This window comes from Erysipelotrichaceae bacterium 66202529 (assembly GCA_017161075.1).
Taxonomy (GTDB): Bacteria; Bacillota_I; Bacilli_A; order Erysipelotrichales; family Erysipelotrichaceae; genus Clostridium_AQ.
In genome coordinates this window covers 2,824,156-2,848,333 of sequence record CP046174.1, presented here as the reverse complement: position 1 = coordinate 2,848,333, position 24,178 = coordinate 2,824,156, and the positions used below count along the sequence as shown (strand labels likewise).

The window sequence follows — 24,178 nt, the reverse complement described above, 5'->3', positions numbered from 1 at the left end:
GAAAACAAGAGGAGATTATACGGAATGGATACAATATTTGAATGGTTAAAGGATAGGAATATCGCCTATTCTGATAAAACACTGATTACACAGGCACTGGTGCATTCCTCTTATGTGAATGAACATAAGTCTTATGCGCATGATAATGAGCGTCTGGAATTTATGGGAGATGCTGTGCTGCAGCTGTGGACGACAAAGAAGCTGTTTCTGCTGGAGCCGGAGCTGAGTGAAGGACAAATGACGACACTGCGTGCGCAGCTGGTTTGTGAGGAGGCACTGGCGGAGTATAACCGTCAGCTTGGACTGGGAAAATATCTGATGCTTGGTGTCGGTGAAGAAAAAACCGGCGGAAGACAGCGGGATTCCATCCTTGCCGATATGTTTGAGGCACTGCTCGGTGCTGTATTTCTGGATCAGGGTATGGCTGCAATCGACATTATTCTGTCAGCTGTGGTAACACCTGCCATCAGCCGTCCGAAAAGTGAAAAGGTGATTGATTATAAGACAAAGCTGCAGGAATACATACAATCGGATTCCCGTAAAACGGTACATTATGAAACCGTCAATGTTTCCGGGCCGAGCAATAAGCCGGAGTTCGAGGTTATCGTTATGCTGGATGATATCAATCTGGGACGTGGAAAGGGCTTCTCCAAGAAGCGTGCAGAGCAGATGGCAGCCAAGGATGCCTTTGAAAAAATGGTAAAGTAAGGGTGTCATAATAGAATCACAAAAACAGAAGATTCAAGAAGGATTATGGATGAAAACATCTATAGTCTTTTTTTGTTATGTTAAACATAGCAAATACCTGCTAATAATAGAAAATGTAGCGTCAGCGGACATAACGGAATTGAGGAGCAACGGATAATAATGATAGACTCTTTATAGAGCATAGTCTCCGATCTGCATATGCTGATCCGTTTATGAAAAGGGTGTTATATGAGTGAGCCTGCTTCTATCGGATAGGGATATGGATGGGTTTTATATGTATAAGTATACGTTCAGAGATAGAGAAAAAAAGGGAAGAAATCGAAGAAAATATCGTAAAAACACAAAAAAAGATAGCATTTTGATATAAAAAACGGCTATCCCAAAACGTATACCTAAGGAGATATGAAGAAAGAAAAAAGCATTTCATCATATGGGAAAGAGAGGAAATAGGATGATGAGTAATAAGAAAAAACAAACTGCCGTGGTGGCAGTGGCTACGGTATTGAGTGTCTCTACAATGATGAATCCGATTGTTATAAATGCGCAGGATGTCGTACATGAGGAAAGCAGCCAATCATACGAAAGGAAAGAGGCACCGGAAATCATCCCTCCGCAAGATTTAAAAGCAAAAGCTGGCACACCGCTAAAGGAGATAAAACTGCCGGAAAACTGGACATGGGAGGATGAAACAGCAATCCTTTCAGAAAATAGGAAGGACTATGCGGCGCGCTTTGCAGTAGACGATGAATCATATGATTATACTAATGTAAAAAGCTATCATGCAGAAGAGCATTATGTAGAAGTATTATTGCCAATCACAATAGAAACAGAGCATAAGGAACAAGAATTATCGGACATTGAAACAGCAAAACCGGATGTATTGATAGAATCTGTAGCACAAAGCATACAAACCAATGAAATACCGACAACGTATGCGGATACAGGTGATGTCGCAATCGATCAGACGAATTTTCCTGATGATGTATTCAGCGCATATGTAGCAAAACAATTTGATACAAACAAGGATAACGTCTTATCCGCAACAGAAATTGCAAGGATAACATCTGTATCTATTTCAAGTGATCCAGATTTAAAAAGCTTGACAGGAATTGAGCTTTTCCCTAATTTGGTAAGTATAAATATTCACGCAACAGGGCTGGAACGTCTGGATGTCAGTCAGAATAAACAGTTAAAAAAATTGGACTGCAGAAATAGCTCTGCTTTGACAGCTTTAAATGTACAGGGGGCAGATGCTCTGGAAATCTTAGATTGTAGCCAAACAGGAATCACTGCACTGGATGTCAGTCACAATCCTGCATTGACAATGTTGAGCTGTTCTTATACTTCCATCTCAGAGCTTGATGTCAGTAATCATACAGCCTTAACCTCCTTGGATTGTACGAAGTGTAAATCTTTGACAGCCTTAAATATTGAGGGAGTCAGTTCTTTGGAAACATTAGAATGTACCCAAACAGCAATCACTACACTGGATGTCAGTCAGCATCCGAATTTAAAAACCTTGGATTGCGGTAATAATAAAGCATTACAGACCTTGAATATCGAGAATGCGAATGCTTTGGAAACCTTAGCTTTTCAACAGACAAGCATTGAAGCACTGGATATCAGTGCCAAGGCTTCCTTGACAGTTTTAAATTGTTCTTATACGAAGATCAAAGCGTTAGATGTCAGTCAGAACAAAAAGTTAAAAGAATTGGCATGTGGGGGTAACTCTGCTTTGGCTTCTTTAAATGTGTATGGAGCGGATGCTCTGGAAACTTTAGACTGTTTCGGCACAGGTATTAAAGAGCTGGATGTGACCGGTAATCCTTTATTGACATCTTTAGATTTCCAGGGTACGCGGATAGAAACACTGGATCTCAGTCAGAATACAAACTTAATTACATTGTCCTGTCAACAGACATTTCTTACAAAACTGGATCTCAGTCAAAATACCGCTTTACAATCATTGTATTGTCAGCAAACAAAGCTTACAGGACTTGATCTTTCCAATAATAAACAGTTAACTACATTGTATTGTGTTTATATTCCATTAGCATATCTGAATCTTCCCACCGATACAGCACTTACCTCAGTAGATATTCCTACTGAGGAAGCTTCAATAACAATCAATGTCAGTGGCGATACCTTTAATCTGAATGAAGCATTTCCGGGAATTGATTCCACCAAGGTAAACATTACCAGCGGTGCTACTGCATATGATGATGGTACAGGTATCGTTGGGGGATATGTGAAAGGTACACCGATTCAATATACGTATGATTGTGGAATGGATAAGAATGGGAATGCAAAAACCTTGAGTGCGAAGCTATATCTGAATATGTTAGAGCCCAGCAGCATTTCAATTACTTCTACATCAGATGATTTAAGTAAGGGATATGATGGAGCAGCTGTGACGCCAAGCATCAGCAAAACAGGAAGTACAGGTGCAGTGACCTATACATGGAAAAAGAAGCTCAATGCTTCAACATGGGAAGATCTCACGACAGCACCAATCGCAGTTGGAACATATCAGGTAACTGCCCATTTGGCGGCAGATAATAACTATCAGGCAGCGGATTCCTCTCCGGTTGAATTTACCATTTCCAAGGCAGACAGCACGATTTCTGTTACAGAAAGTTTAAATAAGGACTTTGACGGAAGTGCTGTTAATGATACACCAACAGTCAGCAAAACAGGAAGTACAGGTGCAGTAACCTATGCTTGGGAGAAGAAAAATAATCGTGGTAATTGGGAAAACATTACGGCAGCACCAATGAATGCGGGAATTTACCGTGTCACAGCAACTGTTGCGGCAGATGACAATTATAAGAGTGCAGCTGCTACAAAGGAATTTACCATTTCACAGGCTGAAACGAGCTATACTGCTCCAAAGGATTTGCAGGCTGTCTATGGACAAAGCCTTAAAGATATCACACTACCGACTGGTTTTGCATGGACGGATCAGACGCTAGATGTTGGCAATGCAGGTATAAATGAATTTACGTTGACTTATACGCCGGAGAATGATAATTACAAGCCCGTGACAGATATCAAAGTCACAGTAACCGTAACAAAGGCAAAGAATGAACAAGCAGCGCCGATTTCATTAGAGGGCTGGATATATGGTGCAGCACCTTCTGCTGTCCGTGCAGGATTCCGCTTCGGGCAGCCACGCTTCCTGTACAGTGACAGAATGGCTGGAACGTACACAGATACCGTTCCAACTGCTGCCGGCACTTGGTATGTGAAGGCTGTTGTGGATGGCACAGACAATTATGAGGGTGCAGAAAGTGAAGTTGTTTCCTTTGTGATAGAGCCAAAGAGTGCAGAAACAGACAATCAGATAAAAGTACCAGAAATGAGTACTGATACGAGGCTGGATGATTTGGTAATCAAAGACGGCGATAAGGTTCTGGTACAGGGTACGGATTATGACGTAACACAAATCCAGGATGGAAATAAGGTGGTCGTTACGATCACGTTTAAGGGCAACTATACAGGAACGGTTGTTCAAGCATATACGAATGAAAAAAAAGATAAGGATATGCAGATGGATTCTTCTGATACACAAAAAGAAGCAGGAAAAAATGAATCAGATAAAAAGGATACCCTTAACAATGCAAATCCGGAAACGGTGCCTACAGGGGATACTACAGCTAAAGGTATATGGACAATGTTCATGCTGTTTGCTGCTAGTGTGGGTGCCTTTATGAGAAAACGTTTCGTTAAGAAATAATGAAAAAAGAATGAGCTTACGGAGAATGTTGCTTCTGACATTCTCTTTTCTATAATAGAAATGAAAACGGTATCTTTTCTTATTTACGGATAAAGTAAGTCATGGTATAATGCTTTTGCAGTGGTATATACCACTAAGGAGGACGAGATGAAAAAAGATCGTGTAAAAATCGTGACGATAGGAGGCGGCTCCTCTTATACGCCCGAGCTTGTTGAAGGATTTATTCGACGTTACGACGAACTTCCAGTCAGTGAATTATGGCTGGTCGATATCGAAGAAGGACGAGAAAAGCTGGAAATCGTCGGTGCTCTTGCTCAGCGCATGGTAAAGAAGGCGGGATTACCGATGAAGGTGATTCTTTCCTATGATCGAAAAGAAGCATTGAAGGATGCGGATTTCGTAACGACACAGATGCGGATCGGACGCCTGCCTGCCCGTGTTCTGGATGAACGGATTCCGTTGTCCCATGGGATGATTGGACAGGAAACCAATGGTGCCGGAGGGATGTTTAAGGCATTCCGTACCATTCCTGTCATTCTGGATATCGTTAAGGATATGCAACAGCTTTGTCCGAATGCATGGATGATCAACTTCACAAATCCGGCAGGTATGGTAACCGAGGCTGTACTTCGCTATACAAATTTCAAAAAGGTCATTGGTCTGTGCAATGTTCCTGTGAATATGGTTGCCGGTATTGCCAATATTCTCGGAGTGGAGGAAAACCGGGTTACCATGCAGCTGCAGGGCGTCAACCATCATATCTTTGCGACGGATGTTTTCCTGGACGGTATAAGCGTCATGGATGAGGTTGTGGAGCGCTATGCAAATGTAAAACCAGAGGATGTGCTGGCGATGAAGAATTTCATATCCCTGCCGTATTCTCCTGCCTTTATCCGTGGCCTGCATGCTATTCCATGCCCGTATCATAATTATTACTTCTTCACCAAGGAACAGCTGGAGGAAGAACAGGAGCAGTTTGCGCAAGGTAAGGTGCGTGCGGAGGTCGTTTCGCATGTGGAAGAAGAATTATTTGAGCTGTATAAGGACGAGCATCTGGATGTTAAGCCGAAACAGCTGGAAATGCGCGGGGGCGCAAAATACAGTGATGCAGCGTGCAATCTGATTGCATCTATTTATACGGATAAACGCGATATTCAGTACGTGGATGTGCAGAATAACGGCTGTATCAGCAATCTGCCGGATGAAAGTGCCGTCGAGGTTGCGTGCATGATTACGGCCGACGGGCCAAAGCCGTTGGCTACCGGAGAGATGAAGCCTACAATTTCCGGAACCATTCATAATATCAAGGCATTTGAGCGGATGGTTGTAGAGGCTGCGGTTACGGGAAACCGTGATTTGGCAGTTACGGCTTTGAATATGAATCCTCTGTGTCCGAGTGATAAGCTGGCAAATATCGTAGTGGATGAACTGATTGAGGCACACAAGGAATATCTGCCGCAGTTTACAGGGAAGTAGCTATGAAGCTGCAGGGGAAGAACATTTATATCCGTAATCAGACAGCGAATACGATTAAGGATCTGTGCTTTCTATATCCGGGAAGTGCAAAGCAGTATATGGTGAAAAAGGTGCCGCCGCATCAGCATCAGCTGGAATTTATTTATGATTTCAGTATGGCACAGGCGCAGGATCTGGCTTTCTTTTTCAAAGAGGATGAAGAAACGAAATATATTTTTCATAAGGAGCTGGATGAGGAGCATCGCAATCAGCCGCTGTATGTATACATAACGATACAGGATGGCAGGCGGTGTGTGCTGCGCGATCCTCGCGGTAAGGAATTGTATCAGGATTAGAAAAAAGCATACGAAAAAAGAACATGTCATTGCCTGAAGCTACGCGGCAAGCATGTTCTTTTTATATGTATCTATTATGACGTTAGTGTTGCTTGTGCAGGCAGGCGTATAGATAAACGGACATAGCCATTGGAAAGAAAATTTCCAGCAGGGTGGATACACCTCCGTTTAACAGATACAGCAGCAATTCAAAAACAACGAGCAGGGCATAGGGTCTTACGGCTTTCTGAAAAGCGGTTAGGTTCATCGTAAACAGGTAGGTCAGGATATGGCAAATGATAAGCACATAGACGATTGTGGAGCCCATGGCAAGACGGGTATGCCATTTGGATAGCTCTGCATATTCATAGGGAGCATAGGGAAGCAGCACGGATATCACCATTCCCAGACAGCATAGGGTCAGTAACAGCTTTGTGGGTACGCTGTGATAGCCGATGTTATGCATCCAGCGTCTGGTATAAATAAAAAAATACAGTGCGGCACTGGCTGCCCATAAGACCAGATACCAGCGCATATGCAGGGCATTTCCCAGATGTGACAGGTTTTGCGATAACGGCCGGACAAACCATAGTGTATTGAGGTTGATCAGCCATAGCGCGACAATCGACAGCTTTTGATAACGATGCATAAAACATCTCCTTTACAGCACTCTATTATACCATTCGAAATATGTGAAAAAATGTGAAATCATGAAATTTTTAGGAGTTTCATGTTTTTTTTACGTATTTACTAGTGTAAATAGCAGATGAGGTGATAAGAATGGATGCTTTATTGAAGCACATGGAAGTAAGAGAGGATGGCTTTCTGGAGGTGGTATTGAAACGGGCTAAGGATTTTGATGAATATATCTTTCAGCAGATACATAAGGATGAGCGCTGTTTGCTGTGTGTGCGTGATCCGCGCAGTAAGACCAGATTATACTATGATACCAAGGGCTATCTCACGCTGCAGGAATATCTGCAATCGCATATCTTTGAGGAGAATGAGCTGGTGCCGTTTCTGATTTATGTTTTAGAGGATATGGTAAAGGTCAATGCAGGAAAGCCGGTATCTATGAAGCTGGAGCATGTGTTTCTCAGCTATGACGGCGGACGGCTGCGTTTTCTTGTTCTTCCACTGGTCGTGGATAACTGGTTGTTTCAAAAGGAGGAGCTAAAGCAGTTTTTACAGAAGCTGCAGGAACAGATTCGCGTAACACAGGATTATGCGGCGCTGGGCTATCTTAGCTGTTGTATGCGTAATGAGGAGCTGACGCTGCCTCTTGTTTTACAGGGACTGCATGATTTGCAGATGCGTCAGGCAAAGCCGCCCGGCTTTCTGGAGAAGCTGTTTCATATCACGAGGGAGGAAGCCTTTCAGGTACGTGATCTGCCTGCGGCAAGAAGCTTTCGTGTACCGGAATGTGCAGTTGCGGAGGAAACGGCTTTATATGAAACACAGCAGGATATTGCAAGCCCCACGCAGGAGCTGCTTGCACAGGACTGCTGCTGTCTAGTCGATTTGAAAACATGGAATACAATTCGGGTGGATAAGGAACAATTTACCATCGGACGCGCGAAGGATAACGATCTGGTGCTTTCCGGCAGGACGGTTTCACAGCACCATGCAGTTATTGAACAGGGGATTTTGAAGGATTGCGAAAGTGCAAACGGTACCTTTTTGAACGGAGAGCGTGTGGAGGCATGTGAGCTGAAGGATCAGGATGTAATTCGTTTTGCGAATGTGCAGTTTCGCTGGCAGAAGGAGGAGGCAGCATGAATTTGCGCTATCGAATGTGCGCCTGCTTGTATCGGGGTGTTATCAGCGAGGTGTTTCTTGTACAGGACATTGTGACCTTGCAGCTGTATGCATGGAAGCGTATCCTGTCTCATCATCCCAGATTTTCGGATGCTTATCTGCATACGATTTATCAGCGTGAGGTATGTATGCTGGGGTGGCTGCAGCATCCCAAGATTCCGCATCTGATTTCTGCGTTTGAAGAAGCGTCCATGCGCTGTATTCTGATGGAATATATTCCCGGAAGCCCTCTGTCAAAGCTGCAGGGCTGTACAGAGGAGGCACAGCGTTTATCCTGGTGTATACAGCTTGCAAAGCTTTTGCGGGATTTGCATGAACAGCAGATTATACATCTGGATATAAAGCCTGCGAATCTGCTGTATTGGAAGGGCAGTGTTTATCTGCTGGATTTTGCGACTAGCCGCTTTCTGCAGGAACGTGATCCTGTGGCTGCGGCTTCTCCCCGGCTATTCTCCGATTGAAGCAGGTACAAAAAGCTGTGATGAGCAAAGTGATATTTACAGCTATGGCAGAACGTGTTATGTCCTGCGTCATGGCTGCTTTCCGGAGGATAATGCTTGCGGGGATGCTGTGGATGCGTTGTTTCTGCGCTGCTGTGCACTGGATAAAAAGCAGCGTTGTTCCAGTATGCAGGAAATTGTAGAGGAATTGAGACAATTATGCATAGCGTGAGAATCAGCGTATTACAGAAGGAGAGAATTCAGCAGTTTCTGTTGACAGCGCGGCAGCAGGAGGCAGTGCTTCTTTACCAGCATAACGAGATAAAGGTACAGGCGGTATGGCAGATGAATGGATGGCGGTTTTCTGTAAGTAATGCTTCCTCTGTGCTGTATCGTCTGCATCAAAAAGCGATAGAGCCGGGTATTTCTTCAGTATTCTTCATCGAAAAAGCTCCTGTGCGGTTTCATGTGGAGGAGTGCTTGAAGGCTGCTTTGCAGTTTGAGGGATATGCCCTAACGCGGGATGAGATTGGTATCGGACGCTCTGCTGCACAGGATATCTGTCTTTGTGATGCAGGCGTTTCCATGGAGCATGCCTTGTTGCGAAAGTGTGATCAGGGATGGGAGCTGCTGGATCATGACAGTACCAACGGCTGTTATGTAAACGGGCGCCGCATACAAAGTGCCCTCGTTCAGCCACAGGATGTGATCTGTCTGGGAACTTTGTCCTTTATCATGGGGAATAACTGCGTGTTTCTGCCTTATGGTAAGGCAACAACAAAGCTTGCTGCGTGTGGATTTGAACAGCATACGCAAGAGGAGCCTGTTATAAGCCCGGCGTTATATCTTGAACAGCCACCGTATCCGTCACTGATGCTTGAAGCTGAGCTGCCTTTAGCAAAGGCTTCACAGGAAAATCTGCCTGCTGTTTTTGTACTGGGGCCATCAATAACGATGGGCTTGTCATCGACTGCTATGGGTATATTTTCCTTCTGGCTGGCAGCTGAACGCAAGCAGGATCTGTTATCAGTGATTCCCACGCTTCTGATGTCGGTCAGTATGGCTCTGGGGACGATTTTGTGGCCGGTATTGTCAAAGCGTTACGAGCGTAAGCAGCAACGCAAAAAGGAAGAAAAGCGCCGTTATGTATATTCCTGTTATCTGCTGGAGCTGAAGCAGCGCATACAGGAGTCTAGGAAAGAGGAAACGGCATATTTGCGGCAATGGTATCCCTTAACTGCCATACAATGCGAGACTTATCTGGCTGGGAAGCCGCACCGTTTGTATCCCTGCGATAAGGAGGGCTGGGGGCATATTGTTCTCGGTCAGGGGCAGCGTCAGGCACAGATTCAACTGCAAATACCGCCGGTTTCCTCTATGGCGCAGGATGTATTGTTAGATAAGCTGCAGGCGCTGCAGCATATGGATTATCAGCTGGAGGAGGTACCGGTTGTTGCGGATATAAGCAGGTGTCATTCCTTATGCTTACAGGCAGAGCGGGCAATCAGCATTGACTGGCTGCTGAGCATTCTATTTCAGCTTGTAGTTGGCCATACAGCACAGGAATTTCGTATCTGTATTGCGGCTGAGCGGGAACTGCTGTCAAAAGAAAAGCTGTTTTGTCTGCCGCATTTGTTTGTCAGGGAACAGCGTCTGTTAGCATGGGATGTGCAAAGTGCAAGACGCTGTGGTTTGCTGATAGAGCAGCTATTGGAGGATACCTCGGTTAAGGCTGTTCTGGTATTCCTGCTGGAGCCCGGACTTGCAGACAGCATGAAGCTGAAATCGCATGAAAAGCTGCATATCCTTCGTTGGAGCGACTCCTTGCATACTGCCGCGGATATCCGGCTGCAGGTGGCGGATAACAGGGTGAACTGGGAGAAGCAGGCTGCTTCCTTTACACTGGATGTGTGTCCTGCAAGGCTGCGCCGCAGAGCCTTTCTTCAATGCTGTGCACAGCTTCCTGCACAGGCATATGCAATGGAAGAAAAAACACTTGGCTTTCTGGAGCTTTTCCATTGTCGAAGTGTGGAGGAGCTATCCATCGCATCCCGCTGGAGGCTGCATGATGCTGCAGGAAGCTTATCGACGCGGATCGGACGTACAGTGGATGGAAAAGAGATTTGCCTGGATGCGCATGAGCATAGTCACGGTCCTCATGGTCTGCTTGCCGGCATGACCGGCTCGGGGAAAAGTGAATGCCTTTTGACCTATCTGCTGTCTCTGGCTGTCACGTATTCCTGTGAGGATGTGAGCTTTTTGTTAATTGATTTCAAAGGAGGGACCATGGCAAATGCACTGGCAGCGCTGCCCCATACTGCTGGGATCATCACCAATCTGGATAAAGGAATCCTGATGCGCTGTCTGTGTGCGATCGAAGGCGAGCTTACCCGCAGACAGCGGCTTTTGGCAGATACCGGAGAACGTATGCATATCAGCGGTATGGATATCGACAAGTATATGCGGCTGCGAAAGCAGGATACAGCGTTAGCGGCAATGCCGCATCTGTTTATCGCTGTGGATGAATTTGCGGAGCTGAAGCAGCTATTTCCGGCAGTCCTTGATCATCTTCGCCAGTGTGCCCGCATCGGAAGAAGTCTGGGAATCCATCTGCTGCTTGCTACACAGAAGCCCTTTGGTGTGGTGGATGAGCAGATTTGGAGCAATGCCCGCTTTCATCTCTGCCTGAAGGTTGCCGATCGCAATGACAGTATGGATATGCTGAAAAAGGAGGATGCCGTTCATTTACAGCAGCCTGGACAGTTTCTGCTGCAGGTGGGGCAGGACGAGCTGTTTTTACAGGGACAAAGTGCATGGACGCAGGCTCCCTATGATCCGGAAAACAGACATACATCCATAAAGCAGCTTTCCTATATTGATCAGGACGGTATTCTGCAGCATGCAAAAACAGCAATGAAGGTGGTGGAACAAACGGAGCTTGAGGCAATTTGTGATGCTTTGCGCGGAATGCAGGTGGAGCCTGCCGCAGCTTTGTGGATGCCGCCGCTGAACAAGGATTTGCGTCAGGAAGCCTTGAAAGCGGATAAAGAAAAACTGGTGATAGGATTGATTGATGATATAGCACATCAGCAGCAGCTTCCCTTTTATCTTTCATTAAAGAGCGGGCGAAATTTTGCACTATGCGGAATGGTTGGCAGTGGAAAGGCAATGTTTGTGGAAACACTGCTGCAGGGCTGCCTGCTTCATGCGGCCTGTATGCTGTATCTGTTTGATTTTGATAAGCCGCTGTTTAAAAAGTATGCTGCTTATGAGCATGTTGCAGCTGTATTTCAAAGAGAGGATGCGGAGCGTATCATCAGCTTTCTCAGCTTTATGAAAAGGATGATACGGCAGCGCACAAGGCATAGTGATACACGCAGTGTACTTTGTATTTTACATAACTATGAGGTGTTTCATGAGCTGTATGGCGAATATGAGGAGGAGCTATTGTATGTGCTTCGTGAGGGGAAGAAATACGGAATTATTTTCTGTATAACGACCTCCGCTCTGCATCAGCTTCCGATGCGTGTGCAGGCCTGTATTGAGGACTGGTATCTGTTGCAATGCCTGCAGCAGGAGGATTACAGCTATATTTTCCAGCATGAGCTGTCCTGTGTGCCTCTTAAACAGCCTGGCTGCGGATTGTTGAAATACAAGGAAGAGGTTTGTATGTTTCAGGTTGCAGTCTATCAAGAGGCGGCATGGATGCAGGCTTCTACAGCACCGACTCCTCCACCGTACTGCATTCCCTTACTGCCAGCCCATGTGGCGCATGGCATAAAGGCGAAGCAGGGAAGCTTTCTGGGACTTGACAGCAAAAGCAAGGAGGAGATTTATCACCGCTATCCGAAGGGACGCGCTTTGTTTCTTCTGGCAGCCTATCGCTTCTGTGATAGCTTTATAAAGCTGTTTGTAAAGCAGCTGATGATATCCGGAAACGTACATATTTACAGCAGACATGAATTTGCCAATCAAAAGCCGGAATCCTTAAAAGCCCTGTTATCCCTGCTGGAAACAGAGCAGGAGCAGTTTGTGATATGGCATCAGCTCGATGAGCTGGATATTGAAGCAGATTTGATGAAAAAGCTGCTGCAGCGTACCAATCTGCACCATATTTTTCTGGAAACCATGCCGCATCTGAGTGCCTATCCCCTGTGGGAATGGTATGCGCCGATCTGGCTGGAAGCAGATGTGTTATGGATGGGGAAAGGTTTTCAGGAGCATTCCTATGCATTGAAAAAGAATGCCCCGCTGGATCGCATTCTGAAAAGCAATGAGGCTTATTACTGGGAGGAGGATGCATGCACAATACTTCAATTATGGGAGGTCGAAGAAAATGGATGAAAGAGTACTGGTGGAGGTGTATGTACCAGCGGCAGGGAAATACCTGGAGATACTGCTTCCTGTTCAGGCACAGCTGCGCTCCCTGCATATCTATGTTGCACAGCTGCTGGAACAGACCTGGGGTCTAAAGGAAAACAGTCTTGCGGGCTGCTGCTGGTATCTGGAGCTGCAGGACATCCTGCCGGATTTTCAATTAACAGTACAGGAAGCAGGCATCCGCAACGGGGAACGCATCGTTCTTTTATAGCAGGATGAAAAGCATTTTGCTTCAACTGCTTACAAGCGCATGGCGCAGAAGGAGGGTATATGAGTATTAAAATACAGGTGGATCCGGCTAGACTGGATACTGCCGCAGGACAGATTGATCAGCAGACGCTGTCGTATGAGAAAAATTATCGCCGTCTCTTTCAGGAGGTGGCAGCGATGGGCAGCGGCTGGCAGGGAAAGGATAATCAGGCCTTTGTATCACAGATTCAGGGCTTTGAAAAAGACTTTCAGCAAATGGCTGCACTCATGCGTGAATACGCAGCCTTTTTAAAGCTGAGTGCAAAGACCTATCGTCAGACACAGGATGAGCGCGCACAGATGGCCCGCCGTCTGGTAAACTAGGAGGTATCGTATGGATCAGTTGCAAATCACTCTGGCACAGGTCACACAGACCGCGGCCAGTATACGTACACAAAATCAACAGCTGAATGCCTGTCTTCAGGAGATCAGTACATCTATGAATCAGCTAGCTGCTTACTGGCAGTCTCCGGCTTCGGAAAAGATACGATCCCGCTTTCATGGAATGCTGCCGGTTTTTGACAATTATCGGTCGATTGTCGAATCCTATGCAAAATTCCTTGATCAGACGGTATCTACCTATCAAAGCATGGAGGCACAGCTGAATGCCAGTGCCGAAGGCTTCTAAAGCATTCATCCAGACCACGGCAGGCAGCTATCAGCAGCAGCTATATTCCCTTAAAGCACAGCTGAAGCAGCAAAATGTCATGCTTGCAGCTGCAGCTCAAGCGGCAGAGCTTCCCTATATTCAGCGACAGTACCGTAATGTCCTGAACAATATACAGGAGCAGATTGTACTATGTGAACGGCTGCGGATGATCTGATATAAGGGTCATTCCGTATGATAAACATACATACTGGAAAGCTGCAGCAGCTCCAGCAAAGCAGCACAGCGTCATGGAAGCAGAGCAGCAGGCTGATTACGCCCTTATCCCGGCTGCAGACAGTACTGGGAAAGACTCCCGAGATTCTTCGTCTGCAAAGCTTACAGCAGCAGCTTCAACAGCAGCTTTATCAGCTGCAGGCTTTTTATCATGATTCCATCAGGCAGTATGAGCATGCAGAGCAGTCCTTACTGAAGCAGGCAGCCCAGCTGCGCAGTATCGCTCCATCCAGTGACAGTGAATGGCAAAACCACTGGTATACAAAAGCGGATATCGGAAAGCTGTCCCATCGCACGCATACCACCTTTGGAAACGGCAGAACCCTGATTGATTATGCAAAAAACGGTATCTGTGCCGGTATCTTCGCCGGCTTTGATGCTGTTCGCTACCAGGTTGGGTATGACAGTAAATATGCACAGCTTAATGGTTCCCTCGCTGTAGGCAGTGCTCACATATCGGGGGATGTGAAGACTGTATTGTATGAGGATAAAGCATGGAATCCCAGGCTTGAATTTTCAATCGAGGCAGAAGCTGTTGCTGCGCAGCTCAAGGCGGGACTGCATGTCGGCACCTCCTTTATTAGCGGGGATGTAGAGGCATCCGTGGGGGTCGGTGTTGCAAAGGGAGAGGCAAAAGCTGTTATTTCCAAGGATGAGGTCACGCTAAAGGGGGAAGTCGGTGTTGCGGCAGTGCAGGGAAAGGTAAAGGGCAAGCTGTCTCTGTTTGGCGTGGATGTCACACTGACCGGTACCGGTGAGCTGGGGGCAGCAGGCATCGGAGCAGAGTTTTCCAGTAAAACAGGGGAAGTGGAATTTGGCGGTAAGGCATCCCTGCTGGCAGGTCTGGGTTTTAAGGTTAAAATCAATTATTGATAGGAAGGTATAACATATGAAAAAGGAAGCATTACGAAATATTCTGCCCATAGGCAGTGTTGTCACCCTGCAGAAGGGGCGTAAAAAACTAATGATTATCGGACGTATCCAGGAGGATCAATACACCAATACCTTGTATGAGTATGCGGCTGTTTTGTATCCGGAAGGAGTACTGAATGCGTCAGAGCTGTATATGTTTCAGGGAGAGGATATCGACCGCATTTATCATGTCGGTCTGCAGGAGGAAGAGGAATTTGCCTTTCGCAGCTTCATGGAACAAAAATTGCAGGATATGAACCTGCTGGAATAAAAAGACAGGGATTCCTCATGGAATCCCTGTTTATACTAGCGGATACTGAACGATAAAATAGCAGCTAATGAAATTGCAAGTCTGGAATACCGCACCCTTCTTCCACCCTGCAGCAGAATTTCACTGATAGCACAGTATTTATCAACGGCCTGTAAAATCCAGCCCTCTTTCGTTTTTGGACAACGCAGCGTCATCGGCCACATATGATGAACGATGGCATCCTCGATAATGGCATTGACAGAGGTAGCCTTGCGGGCATTCTCCAGGGCAATTTGCGGATGAACCGCACAGTGCCTGCCTTCAATCGGGCGATCCTCCTTATCCAGGTTACGCCAGTCATAGTGATAAAGATCATGCAGCAGACCGGCTCTTGCCGCACTGCAGGAATCCAGATGGAATCTGCGTGCAATCAGAAATGTATAGTAGGAGACATTCAGCGAATGCTGAAATCTTGATGTGTTCATATGCTGTGTGAATGCTTTCAAATCCTGCACACCGTCAAGGTGCAGTAAATCTGAGATACATCCCAGGTATTCCTCTGCCAGATCATTGTCGGCATTATTCAAATCAATTCTGGAAAAAATCGCTTTTTGCATTCCATGACCACCTTTTTTCATTACATCCACATTACTTTAGCACAACTCTGTAAAAAAATCATGTGAACATTTTGTGATTTTTAAAATCATAAACAATACATACTATGCAAAGACCTCAAAATAGGGTATCATAAACAGGCAAAGGCACCCAATCAGGTGTCTATTATAAGGAAAGAGGGAGCATATGCCGGAATTTGAAAAGGTGATTGTCCATGTTCTGGACTGTGAACAGAATACATGTATTATGAGTACCTCCTGTATGCAGGAGCTGCAGCCGGAGGTTGAAAAAATGATGCAGACAAAGACCTCAAAGGTCTTTTCCAGCGCATCGAAAAAAAGCGGGAAATTTAAGGAAAGCAGTCAGGTAAAGCACTGGCTGGACAGCTATAAGCTGCAGGAAATCAGCTTTGAACAGCTCAGTGAGCGGCTTGCGCAATACATTTTTGACGCTAAGGTACGCTGTGCGCTGTATACTCCCAGCGATCTTTTGATTGCACAGGTCATGGAGGAGGGCCGCCGCTATCTGCTGGTCATTGACAATGCCTACAGTGAAGGCATCACCCACACACTGGTACAGGAGGAAAGCGGCATGCGCAATGAAATCATACCCTATCGTACACTGCTGTCCTCCTCACTTGTCAAATCCGACAGGGCCTTTCTTGTGGAATTAAGCGATTATGCACTGCATTGTGTAGAGAGCAAGGTGGAAATAGAAGCGGAAAAGGTAAACTTCTTTGCGGATATCATATTGGAAAGTACGACAGCGCCTTCTTATAAGGAGGCGGTATCCTCCCTGGCAAAAATCACCGAGGAAATCAGTGAGAAATATGATATGAATCAGATGGAAGTCGTTCCGAAAATGAAAAGCATCATCAAGGAAAACATCGAGCAGCAGACACCGATTGAAATTGGGGAGGTCGCTGAGTTGTTATTCGCAGAAAAACCGCTTGCCCGGGACGATTTTAAGGAAGAGCTGCGCAAGCAGGGCGTTGAAAAGCCGATCGAGGTCGAATATGTAAAGCCTGCACGCTCGGATAAGGTTCAAAAGATCAAAACGGATAAGGGAATTGAAATCATCATACCGGTTGATTATATGAATTCCCGTGATTTTGTCGAATTTAAAAACCAGCCGGATGGAACCATTTCCATACAGTTGAAAAATATCACCCGCATTACAAGCAAATAACAGAAAAAAACACGTACGCAGATTTCTCATGTACGTGTTTTTCGATTTTCTCATGCTTACTCGACGAGCCTTACGCCGCTGACACCATCTACCTCATCCAGCAGGATCGCTTCAATACCGCCCTGTATGGTATCGTCGATGGACATGCAGCCGACGCATGCACCCAGAAGCCGTACGCCAACGATGCCGTCTTCAAAGGAAACAAATTCCACGTCACCGCCGTCACGCTGTATGTATGGACGTATTTTTTCTATGGTCTGCTTGATTTCATCTATCTTTGTCTGCATCCTATTCCTTCTTTCTCTAATGGATAAGCTGATACATGGACAGGGACACCAGTATGCCCAGCAGGATACCTCCAAGTATTTCGATAAATTTGTGACCGAGAACACTTTTGATCTTCTCATGATAGATCGGATCATTGAACTTCAGTCCCTTCAATGTTTCCAGATCGCTGATCAGCTGCTTTGTAAGCTGTATATTTCTGCCTGCATAATAGCGTACATTAGCGGCATCATAGATCACAATAAAGCTGAAAACGCAGGTAATTGCGAACAGGGCGGAATCAAATCCTTCATTCATACCTATCGCAATCGTCAGGGCTGTTACCGTGGAGCTATGGGAGCTTGGAAAGCCTCCGCAGGCGATGCACTGATGCACATCCAGCTCTTTGGTACGGAAATAAAGCACGATTGGCTTTAAAACCTGGGCGATGACATTTGCCAGAAGGGCAGCCACCAGGGGGTAAATCGAACTCATGTCTGTATCACCTCATATAGTTCAGAGTGCATTTTGCGCTCTCTGCCATATTATTATAACACAAAATCAGAAAAGATATGATATAATAAGCATGATGAAATGAGGTGAGTGGATGCATTATATGGTTGGAGAGGTCGTGGAAGGTGTCGTTACCGGAATCAAGCCCTACGGCGCATTTGTTTATCTGGACAGCAAGCACAACGGATTGATTCATATTTCAGAAATCAGTGAGCGCTTTGTGCGCGACGTACACACGTATGTCAAGGTCAATGAACGGGTAAAGGTGAAGATTCTGGATGTTGATGAAGACGGCATGCATTTCAAGCTGTCCTTGAAGGCTATAGAAGCAAATAAAGCTCGTTCCATGCGAAAACGCAGATTCATCCATGAGCTGCCGCCGATGAATATTGGGTTTGCTTCCCTGGCAGAGCATCTCGATACGTGGATTGAAGAGGCAACAAAGTAAAAGGAGAAAACGCATATGATGAAATTAGACACAAAGCATGCATTTTTGAAAGAAGACATTTCAAGTTATCAGGACATCGTTACCAAATGTCATGAAGATCTCCACAACAAGACCGGTAAGGGAAATGATTATGTCGGCTGGGTGGAATGGCCGAATACTTATGACAAGGAAGAATATGCAAGACTGAAAAGCGTTGCGGCTGGTATCCGTGAAACATGTGATGTATTGATGGTCTGTGGTATCGGCGGTTCTTATCTGGGAGCCAGAGCTGCTGTGGAAATGATCAACGGTATGTACAGCAATAAAAAGCCGGAAATCATTTTCTTTGGTAACACATTCTCATCCACCTACATTGCGCAGGTCATGGACTACATTAAGGATAAGGAAGTGGCAGTAAATGTTATTTCCAAATCCGGTACAACAACAGAAACAGCATTGGCATTCCGTCTGTTAAAGCAGTTTATGGAAGAAAAATACGGCAAAGAGGGAGCCGCAAAGAGAATTGTTGCGACTACGGACAAGGCAAGAGGTACGCTGAAGACGATTGCCGATAAGGAAGGCTATGAGACCTTTGTCATTCCGGATGATATCGGTGGACGCTTCTCTGTAATCACACCGGTAGGTCTGTTCCCGATTGCAGTAGCCGGTATTGATACGGATGCAATCATGAGCGGTCTGAAAAAAGCATATGAGGATTTAAAGGATCCGGATCTGAACAAGAATGATGCATATGCATATGCAGTATGCCGCCGCATTCTGGAAAACCAGGGAAAAGATGTGGAAATGCTGGTAAGCTATGAAACACAGATGACGATGGTTGCGGAATGGTGGAAGCAGCTGTTCGGTGAGAGTGAAGGAAAAGAAGGCAAGGGAAATCTGCCGACAAGTGCTAACTTCTCTACGGATCTGCATTCCCTGGGACAGTTCGTACAGGATGGTAAAAAGGTTCTGTATGAAACACTGCTGTTAATTGACAAGCCTGCACTGGATCTGACATTTCCGGAAGATGCGGATAATCTGGATGGTATGAACTATCTGGCAGGAAAATCTGTAGACTGGGTAAATAAGATGGCGTGCCAGGGAACACTGGAAGCCCATGAGGAAACAGGAGGCGTACCGAATCTGATTCTGACACTGGATGATATGAGTGCGGAAAGCTTCGGTTATATGTGCTATTTCTTCTTTAAGGCATGTGCAATTACCTGCTATATGCTGGACATCAATCCATTTAATCAGCCAGGCGTGGAGGTATATAAAAAGAATATGTTCCGTCTGCTCGGTAAAAAATAAAGAGCCTTATAATATAGAGAAAACGCCCAGAAATAGGCGTTTTCTTTTCTTGTTAGAACCCCTTAATCGGTGCAGTAAGTTACACACAAGTTACAAGTAAGTTACAAATTATTCAATCAATTCTATTGCTTTCCTTAACTGCTCAACATCTTTGTGTGTGTATACATCCGATGTTACATCCCTGCCAGAGCTATGACCTACAATTCTTTTTAATGATGTACTATTCGCATCGGCATTATCCATTTTGGTTATGAATGTATGTCGTGTTTCATGGATTGTGTGATTCATACCAAGCTCCTTCATAATTGGACGAAATATTCGATTCAAATAATTATGATATTCCATTTGAGCATTCTGCTTATTTGTAATCAAATATTCATTTTCACATTTAATGGCGTGATCATATCTTTCTTTTATGATAGGTTTGATTTTTGTATGAATAGGTATTAAACGGTTTCTTCCTGCTTTAGTCTTGTTTCCACCACGCATAGTCCAATTCACTATATCAACATTCGATGTTTTAACATCCAGTAATTCTTGTATTCTCATACCCGAATATAATAAAACCAATATTACATCAACCCCATAACGATCTTTATTTTTGAATAATAGGTCAATTTCATTATCCGTGAATATGCTTTTTGGTTTAGGATCATCTTTAATACCAAGGTCAATATAGGATGCATAATTTTTATCTACTATGTCGTTCTGAATAGCTATTTCAAATATCATGGAACATAGGTCTTTTGTAGCTTTTAAGGTAGGGTAACCAACTTCTTTCTTTTTCATATAATCGAAATGATGCTGTAGGTGAACTGTTTTGATATTCATAATAGGAATGTCATGAAGAGGTTTCAAGTGTTTCATACACGAACGATATCTTTTTTTAGTGCTTTCGCTAACGACAAGTTCTCTCCGCTTATATAATATTTCATATACTTGTGTGAATGTAACCTTAGACATATCTTCTTCATAAGGATTTTTAAGATAATTATATAATGCTAACTTAGCATCCTCTTCTTCCTCCCAGTATCCAAGATAACGGAATATCTGGCGTTTATGTGGCTTTCCATCCTCTCCCTCAATCAATTCCCATTTATCAGTAATCTTTGCGGTCCACGGTTTTCTACGATTACCAGGCAGCTTATAAACCGTTCCTTGACCATTGGCGTTCTTGTATCTTCTCGTTGTTGCTGTTTTAGGCTTTCTTCCTCTTGCCATGTTTATACCCTCTTTCCTTTTAATTTATTTTCTGTTAGAATAGGGTATAGAAAAAGTATCGTCTTGTGAGGACATAATTTTTCTATACTGCGGTATTGGTAGTACCGCATGGCACCTGGTGTTGGTAGCACCGGGTGTTTTATTTTTTATACTTATCTTCCAGTACTGAGAACGAAGTTTTTATCTCATAATCTCTAATAAGATGAATCATCATTTTAAAACAAATATCATAAACAGTTATCAGATCTTTTTTTGTTATCTGTATTTGAGATTCGTTTTCATGTCTAACGTGAAAGTTATTGACAATGAAACTGATATCTTTGTACAAGCTATTATTAATACCTTTATATTTTTTAGAGTTATTCTCTATATAGTCATAAATATGTTTTAGTAATATTTTTTTCTCTACTAAATCGTTTTCTATTGCAAAATCATTATAACTAAGAAGATAATCACTAATAGTTTTAGAATTTTCTAAAACTGAATCAACATCGGCATCACGTTTCACTATTATATATTTATCTTCTATTCTACTAAGCTGATAATTCATTTTCTCCAATAGTCTTGCAATATTAACTGCGATATGGCTAATGTTCTCAAATTCGTTCGGTGGAGTGTTTTCAATGATAAGTTGAAACATATTTGCTAAAAATTGCAAGACATAAAATTTTTCTTCATTGCTGCAATCTTCGATATTAAAAATACCGATATCACCTAAATATTGTTGCCAATCGAATGCTGTACCTCTATATTTCCATTTCGTAAAAATTTCGTCTAAGTAAAACCAAAAATTTCTTCTGTGGATAGTTGCACTGTTTAATGCACTTAAAATTCTACTATATTCTTCGTCAAAATCCACTCTACGTTCAATATCAAATATACTTTTAACCATGTTATGAATTCCCCTTTTTATATTTATCAATAAGTATTAAATCATCAATATAGCTTTGAACTCTTTGTATTCCTTTATCGTTCAATATATCAATATTATTTAAAGTAGTGGTCTGTGGTTTCTCATCCCATCCCATAAGGTAAGCGGGAGTAGTCAACAAGGCTTTTGACAATGTCTCTAACACTGTTGTTGGCATATTTTCTATATCACCGTCTTCATATCTGTATATCGTCGCTCTATTTTTTCCTGTTGCTTTTGCTAGAGCTTCAATAGAAATATTAAGTTCTTTCCTTCTTAAACGTATTTTTTCTCCCAATAACATAAGTTACTCCTTAAAATATTTCTTGTTTAAATCATCAATGTAATCTATCACTTTATTTTTTCCAGAGTCATTAAGTTTGGAAATGAGTTTTATAATTTTTTTTGATTTTTCATCTTCTAATTCATATTCAATATCTCCTGACAATAAATCAACATAGCTCACATTAAAGTAATTTGAAAGTGTTTCAGCCTCTTGCTTTGTGGGATTTTCTGTATTTTCTAAAAATCGTTCAATCTTTTTTAGGCTTATTTTGGTTTCAGCAGCCAAAATTTCAGAATTTATATTTCTGAGCAACATCAATTTTTTTATATTGGTAGAGAATTTTTGCGGTTCTCCCCAACCCATCAAATATGCTGGGGTTGTGTTTAATGCAGCAGCAAGCTTCGCTATTTTATCACGTCGAACATTGACAATCTCTCCGCTTTCCCATCTCAGAATCGTTGCTTTGCTGACTCCTACTTTTTTGCCTAATTCATCCATAGATAGGCCTAGTTCTTTTCTTTTCTTATAAACAAGGTCTTTGAATTCCATACGTTACACCTCCCTTATGTGTATATCATATAATAGGGGTAACGAAAATGCAACAATAATTTCGTAAAAGTTGCGTATCCGTATTGACTAAGAAGCAATTATGTTGTATTATGGTTACGTAAACGGAACGGAGGTGAGACTATGGATACAGTTTTTGATGAAACGGCGATGAGGGAACTGTTGATTAGAAAGCATAAATCAATTAGTGGATGGGCTTCTTATCTTGGAATCAGTAAGGTTACTCTATACCGTAAAATGAGCGGGGAAAGCGACTTTTGGAGAAATGAAATCAAAGCAACTTGTGAATACGTCCAAGAACCATCACTAGATTATATTTTTTTTGCTAAAGAAGTTACGTAAACGAAACATATAAAAGAGGTGGTATGATAAGATGTTTATATTACAAATCGGTTATTTCATAATATTTGCTCTATGGCTGTTTTTAGGAATCTCACTCTCATTCATTGAAGGTGAAAACAGTATAAATAAGAAATATTCAGGTCAATCGAGATTCAGTAAAAAAGAAGAGGGAAAAAATAGAAAATTTAGAACCCTGTTCTACTTACTTACTCTTATGCTGGGACTTCCGCTGGTACTTTAAGAAGGGAGTGGTTATATGAAGGACATCGAAGTGCAAGCATTACACGAATTTCTTTCCTCATTAAATTCAGAGCAATTAGAATGTTTACAAGATGAATTAGAGGGATTGCATAAGTTTGCTGTTCTAAAAGAAAGAGCGAGTAAAAAGTGTGAGAATCAAAAAGATTCCGCTTCTTATGAAACTATCTATGTTGTGTTACCTAATGGATGCCTGGGTTACATTTCATCAATATGCACGTGTGATGAGTGTGAAAGACGTGGAGAAACAGAAGTATTCGTCAACAATATAAATGGTGAATACCTTGACTGTATTAGATTTAGCGAATTATTCGATAGAAATATTATTTTGAATATAGGACACACGATTTATGAATTAACAAATCAACACTCGCAGGAAAGCATCAATCGTATGATTGCTGAATTTTATCAGCAGGAATTATTAAAAGCTACTACCAATAGCAAAGAAACCTCACAAGACAAGGAGTGATAATATGTCAAGAAATACAAGTCCATGTACACTTACACCAGAAGAAGCTGGAGAGTTTCTGGGGATTGATGCCCAGACGTTACGCCTATGCCTGAGAGCTGGATATTATGGCGATATCGGACATGCAGTGAAGACGGACCCAAAAAACGAGTGCTTTACATATGAGATAAGCAAGCATAAAGTATTTGACCATTTGGGGCTAGACGTTACTGTGGAAACGCAAACAGCATTGCAAATGGTGAGAAACGGAAATCCGCCATATAAGCAGGAAAGGCGATAAGACAATGAAATACCGTAATGTAGCAATCATAGCATTTGCGTTATTGGCATCATTCACGACTGGCTATTACCTAGCGGATAACAAACCTTATTCGTACACAGAGGTAGATACAGTAGCCATTAAGGCTTACATATTAAAAGAGATAGACTTAACGCCTAAACAGCTTGAGCGCTTGGATATGAACAATGATGGATGCATATCGTCACTTGATTATGTAATGGTCAAAAATCGCATAAAAAAAGATGCTCCATAGACTTGGCGGTCAGAGCATCTAGCGGTAGAACCTTTATAAAAAGATTCATCTTCATTATAAGGGATACCAGTAAGAAAAGCAAGGGAGTGAATTATTTTGAAAATTGAT

28 protein-coding genes and 1 pseudogene are annotated in these 24,178 nt (G+C 43.3%); 21 read left to right on the top strand and 8 right to left on the bottom strand.

Annotated features, from left to right (window positions below):
- Positions 1-24 precede the first annotated feature (24 nt).
- From rnc to GKZ87_13635, 4 genes are all read left to right on the top strand, one after another.
- Positions 25-708, top strand: a complete 684-nt coding sequence (gene rnc / locus GKZ87_13650) for a ribonuclease III (protein QSI26452.1) — start codon at positions 25-27, stop codon at positions 706-708.
- 451 nt (positions 709-1,159) lie between these two features.
- Positions 1,160-4,444 carry a hypothetical protein gene (locus tag GKZ87_13645; protein ID QSI26451.1) on the top strand — a complete coding sequence of 1,095 codons (3,285 nt, stop codon included), beginning with the start codon at positions 1,160-1,162 and terminating at the stop codon, positions 4,442-4,444.
- A 147-nt stretch (positions 4,445-4,591) separates the two neighbouring features.
- A complete protein-coding gene (locus tag GKZ87_13640; protein QSI26450.1) occupies positions 4,592-5,920 on the top strand; it encodes a 6-phospho-beta-glucosidase in 1,329 nt (442 codons plus the stop codon).
- Positions 5,921-5,922: 2 nt separating this feature from the next.
- Entirely contained in the window at positions 5,923-6,255 is a 333-nt protein-coding gene (locus GKZ87_13635) for a hypothetical protein (GenBank protein ID QSI26449.1), read from the top strand.
- An 82-nt stretch (positions 6,256-6,337) separates the two neighbouring features.
- On the opposite strand, the gene GKZ87_13630 is transcribed toward GKZ87_13635, so the two are convergent.
- The gene (locus tag GKZ87_13630) at positions 6,338-6,883 is read right to left on the bottom strand and encodes a hypothetical protein (GenBank protein ID QSI26448.1); all 546 of its coding nucleotides are present in this window, start codon (positions 6,881-6,883) and stop codon (positions 6,338-6,340) included.
- A gap of 131 nt (positions 6,884-7,014) precedes the next feature.
- Here GKZ87_13630 and GKZ87_13625 point away from each other — a divergent pair, with 131 nt between their 5' ends.
- Genes GKZ87_13625 through GKZ87_13580 form a run of 10 tightly spaced genes read left to right on the top strand, consistent with a single transcriptional unit; the run spans position 7,015 to position 15,187 of the window.
- Positions 7,015-8,013, top strand: a complete 999-nt coding sequence (locus tag GKZ87_13625; GenBank protein QSI26447.1) for an FHA domain-containing protein — start codon at positions 7,015-7,017, stop codon at positions 8,011-8,013.
- A complete protein-coding gene (locus GKZ87_13620; GenBank protein ID QSI26446.1) occupies positions 8,010-8,513 on the top strand; it encodes a protein kinase in 504 nt (167 codons plus the stop codon). The genes GKZ87_13625 and GKZ87_13620 overlap by 4 nt, the downstream gene beginning before the upstream one ends.
- Positions 8,473-8,724: a hypothetical protein gene (locus GKZ87_13615; protein ID QSI27972.1), complete on the top strand. Its 252-nt coding sequence runs from the start codon at positions 8,473-8,475 to the stop codon at positions 8,722-8,724. Before GKZ87_13620 ends, GKZ87_13615 begins: the two co-directional genes overlap by 41 nt.
- On the top strand, positions 8,712-12,836 hold the full coding sequence (locus tag GKZ87_13610) for an FHA domain-containing protein (GenBank protein ID QSI26445.1): 4,125 nt from the start codon (positions 8,712-8,714) through the stop codon (positions 12,834-12,836). The genes GKZ87_13615 and GKZ87_13610 overlap by 13 nt, the downstream gene beginning before the upstream one ends.
- Entirely contained in the window at positions 12,829-13,083 is a 255-nt protein-coding gene (locus GKZ87_13605) for a hypothetical protein (protein ID QSI26444.1), read from the top strand. Before GKZ87_13610 ends, GKZ87_13605 begins: the two co-directional genes overlap by 8 nt.
- Before the next feature lie 59 nt (positions 13,084-13,142).
- Positions 13,143-13,445, top strand: a complete 303-nt coding sequence (locus GKZ87_13600; GenBank protein ID QSI26443.1) for a WXG100 family type VII secretion target — start codon at positions 13,143-13,145, stop codon at positions 13,443-13,445.
- 10 nt (positions 13,446-13,455) lie between these two features.
- Complete coding sequence (locus tag GKZ87_13595) at positions 13,456-13,749, top strand: type VII secretion protein (protein ID QSI26442.1); 294 nt, start codon at positions 13,456-13,458, stop codon at positions 13,747-13,749.
- Complete coding sequence (locus GKZ87_13590; protein QSI26441.1) at positions 13,727-13,945, top strand: hypothetical protein; 219 nt, start codon at positions 13,727-13,729, stop codon at positions 13,943-13,945. The genes GKZ87_13595 and GKZ87_13590 overlap by 23 nt, the downstream gene beginning before the upstream one ends.
- Positions 13,946-13,962: 17 nt before the next feature.
- Entirely contained in the window at positions 13,963-14,877 is a 915-nt protein-coding gene (locus GKZ87_13585; GenBank protein QSI26440.1) for an amino acid transporter, read from the top strand.
- Positions 14,878-14,893: 16 nt separating this feature from the next.
- A complete protein-coding gene (locus tag GKZ87_13580) occupies positions 14,894-15,187 on the top strand; it encodes a DUF4176 domain-containing protein (GenBank protein QSI26439.1) in 294 nt (97 codons plus the stop codon).
- Between the two features lie 35 nt (positions 15,188-15,222).
- On the opposite strand, the gene GKZ87_13575 is transcribed toward GKZ87_13580, so the two are convergent.
- Positions 15,223-15,783 (bottom strand): HD domain-containing protein, encoded by a 561-nt coding sequence (locus GKZ87_13575; GenBank protein ID QSI26438.1) that lies wholly within the window; start codon positions 15,781-15,783, stop codon positions 15,223-15,225.
- Positions 15,784-15,967: 184 nt separating this feature from the next.
- Here GKZ87_13575 and GKZ87_13570 point away from each other — a divergent pair, with 184 nt between their 5' ends.
- Positions 15,968-16,969 carry a nucleoid-associated protein gene (locus tag GKZ87_13570; protein QSI26437.1) on the top strand — a complete coding sequence of 334 codons (1,002 nt, stop codon included), beginning with the start codon at positions 15,968-15,970 and terminating at the stop codon, positions 16,967-16,969.
- A 56-nt stretch (positions 16,970-17,025) separates the two neighbouring features.
- Here GKZ87_13570 and GKZ87_13565 read toward each other — a convergent pair whose 3' ends face one another.
- Both GKZ87_13565 and GKZ87_13560 read right to left on the bottom strand, forming a co-directional pair.
- A complete protein-coding gene (locus GKZ87_13565) occupies positions 17,026-17,256 on the bottom strand; it encodes a NifU family protein (GenBank protein ID QSI26436.1) in 231 nt (76 codons plus the stop codon).
- Between the two features lie 16 nt (positions 17,257-17,272).
- Complete coding sequence (locus tag GKZ87_13560) at positions 17,273-17,728, bottom strand: divergent PAP2 family protein (protein ID QSI26435.1); 456 nt, start codon at positions 17,726-17,728, stop codon at positions 17,273-17,275.
- A 112-nt stretch (positions 17,729-17,840) separates the two neighbouring features.
- On the opposite strand from GKZ87_13560, the pseudogene GKZ87_13555 reads away from it, so the two are divergent.
- Positions 17,841-19,484: pseudogene (locus tag GKZ87_13555) on the top strand (glucose-6-phosphate isomerase).
- A 108-nt stretch (positions 19,485-19,592) separates the two neighbouring features.
- Here the strand turns inward: GKZ87_13555 and GKZ87_13550 are convergent.
- The 4 genes from GKZ87_13550 to GKZ87_13535 all read right to left on the bottom strand — a co-directional run bounded on the left by GKZ87_13550 (position 19,593) and on the right by GKZ87_13535 (position 22,450).
- A complete protein-coding gene (locus GKZ87_13550) occupies positions 19,593-20,705 on the bottom strand; it encodes a tyrosine-type recombinase/integrase (protein ID QSI26434.1) in 1,113 nt (370 codons plus the stop codon).
- A 139-nt stretch (positions 20,706-20,844) separates the two neighbouring features.
- Positions 20,845-21,597: a hypothetical protein gene (locus GKZ87_13545; protein ID QSI26433.1), complete on the bottom strand. Its 753-nt coding sequence runs from the start codon at positions 21,595-21,597 to the stop codon at positions 20,845-20,847.
- A 1-nt stretch (position 21,598) separates the two neighbouring features.
- Positions 21,599-21,919: a helix-turn-helix domain-containing protein gene (locus GKZ87_13540; protein QSI26432.1), complete on the bottom strand. Its 321-nt coding sequence runs from the start codon at positions 21,917-21,919 to the stop codon at positions 21,599-21,601.
- 3 nt (positions 21,920-21,922) lie between these two features.
- A complete protein-coding gene (locus GKZ87_13535; protein ID QSI26431.1) occupies positions 21,923-22,450 on the bottom strand; it encodes a helix-turn-helix domain-containing protein in 528 nt (175 codons plus the stop codon).
- Positions 22,451-22,591: 141 nt separating this feature from the next.
- On the opposite strand from GKZ87_13535, the gene GKZ87_13530 reads away from it, so the two are divergent.
- Genes GKZ87_13530 through GKZ87_13510 form a run of 5 tightly spaced genes read left to right on the top strand, consistent with a single transcriptional unit; the run spans position 22,592 to position 24,070 of the window.
- The gene (locus GKZ87_13530) at positions 22,592-22,810 is read left to right on the top strand and encodes a hypothetical protein (protein ID QSI26430.1); all 219 of its coding nucleotides are present in this window, start codon (positions 22,592-22,594) and stop codon (positions 22,808-22,810) included.
- A 31-nt stretch (positions 22,811-22,841) separates the two neighbouring features.
- Positions 22,842-23,051: a hypothetical protein gene (locus GKZ87_13525; GenBank protein ID QSI26429.1), complete on the top strand. Its 210-nt coding sequence runs from the start codon at positions 22,842-22,844 to the stop codon at positions 23,049-23,051.
- Between the two features lie 15 nt (positions 23,052-23,066).
- Positions 23,067-23,537 (top strand): hypothetical protein, encoded by a 471-nt coding sequence (locus GKZ87_13520; GenBank protein QSI26428.1) that lies wholly within the window; start codon positions 23,067-23,069, stop codon positions 23,535-23,537.
- 4 nt (positions 23,538-23,541) lie between these two features.
- On the top strand, positions 23,542-23,817 hold the full coding sequence (locus tag GKZ87_13515; GenBank protein ID QSI26427.1) for a hypothetical protein: 276 nt from the start codon (positions 23,542-23,544) through the stop codon (positions 23,815-23,817).
- A gap of 4 nt (positions 23,818-23,821) precedes the next feature.
- On the top strand, positions 23,822-24,070 hold the full coding sequence (locus GKZ87_13510; GenBank protein QSI26426.1) for a hypothetical protein: 249 nt from the start codon (positions 23,822-23,824) through the stop codon (positions 24,068-24,070).
- Positions 24,071-24,178 lie beyond the last annotated feature (108 nt).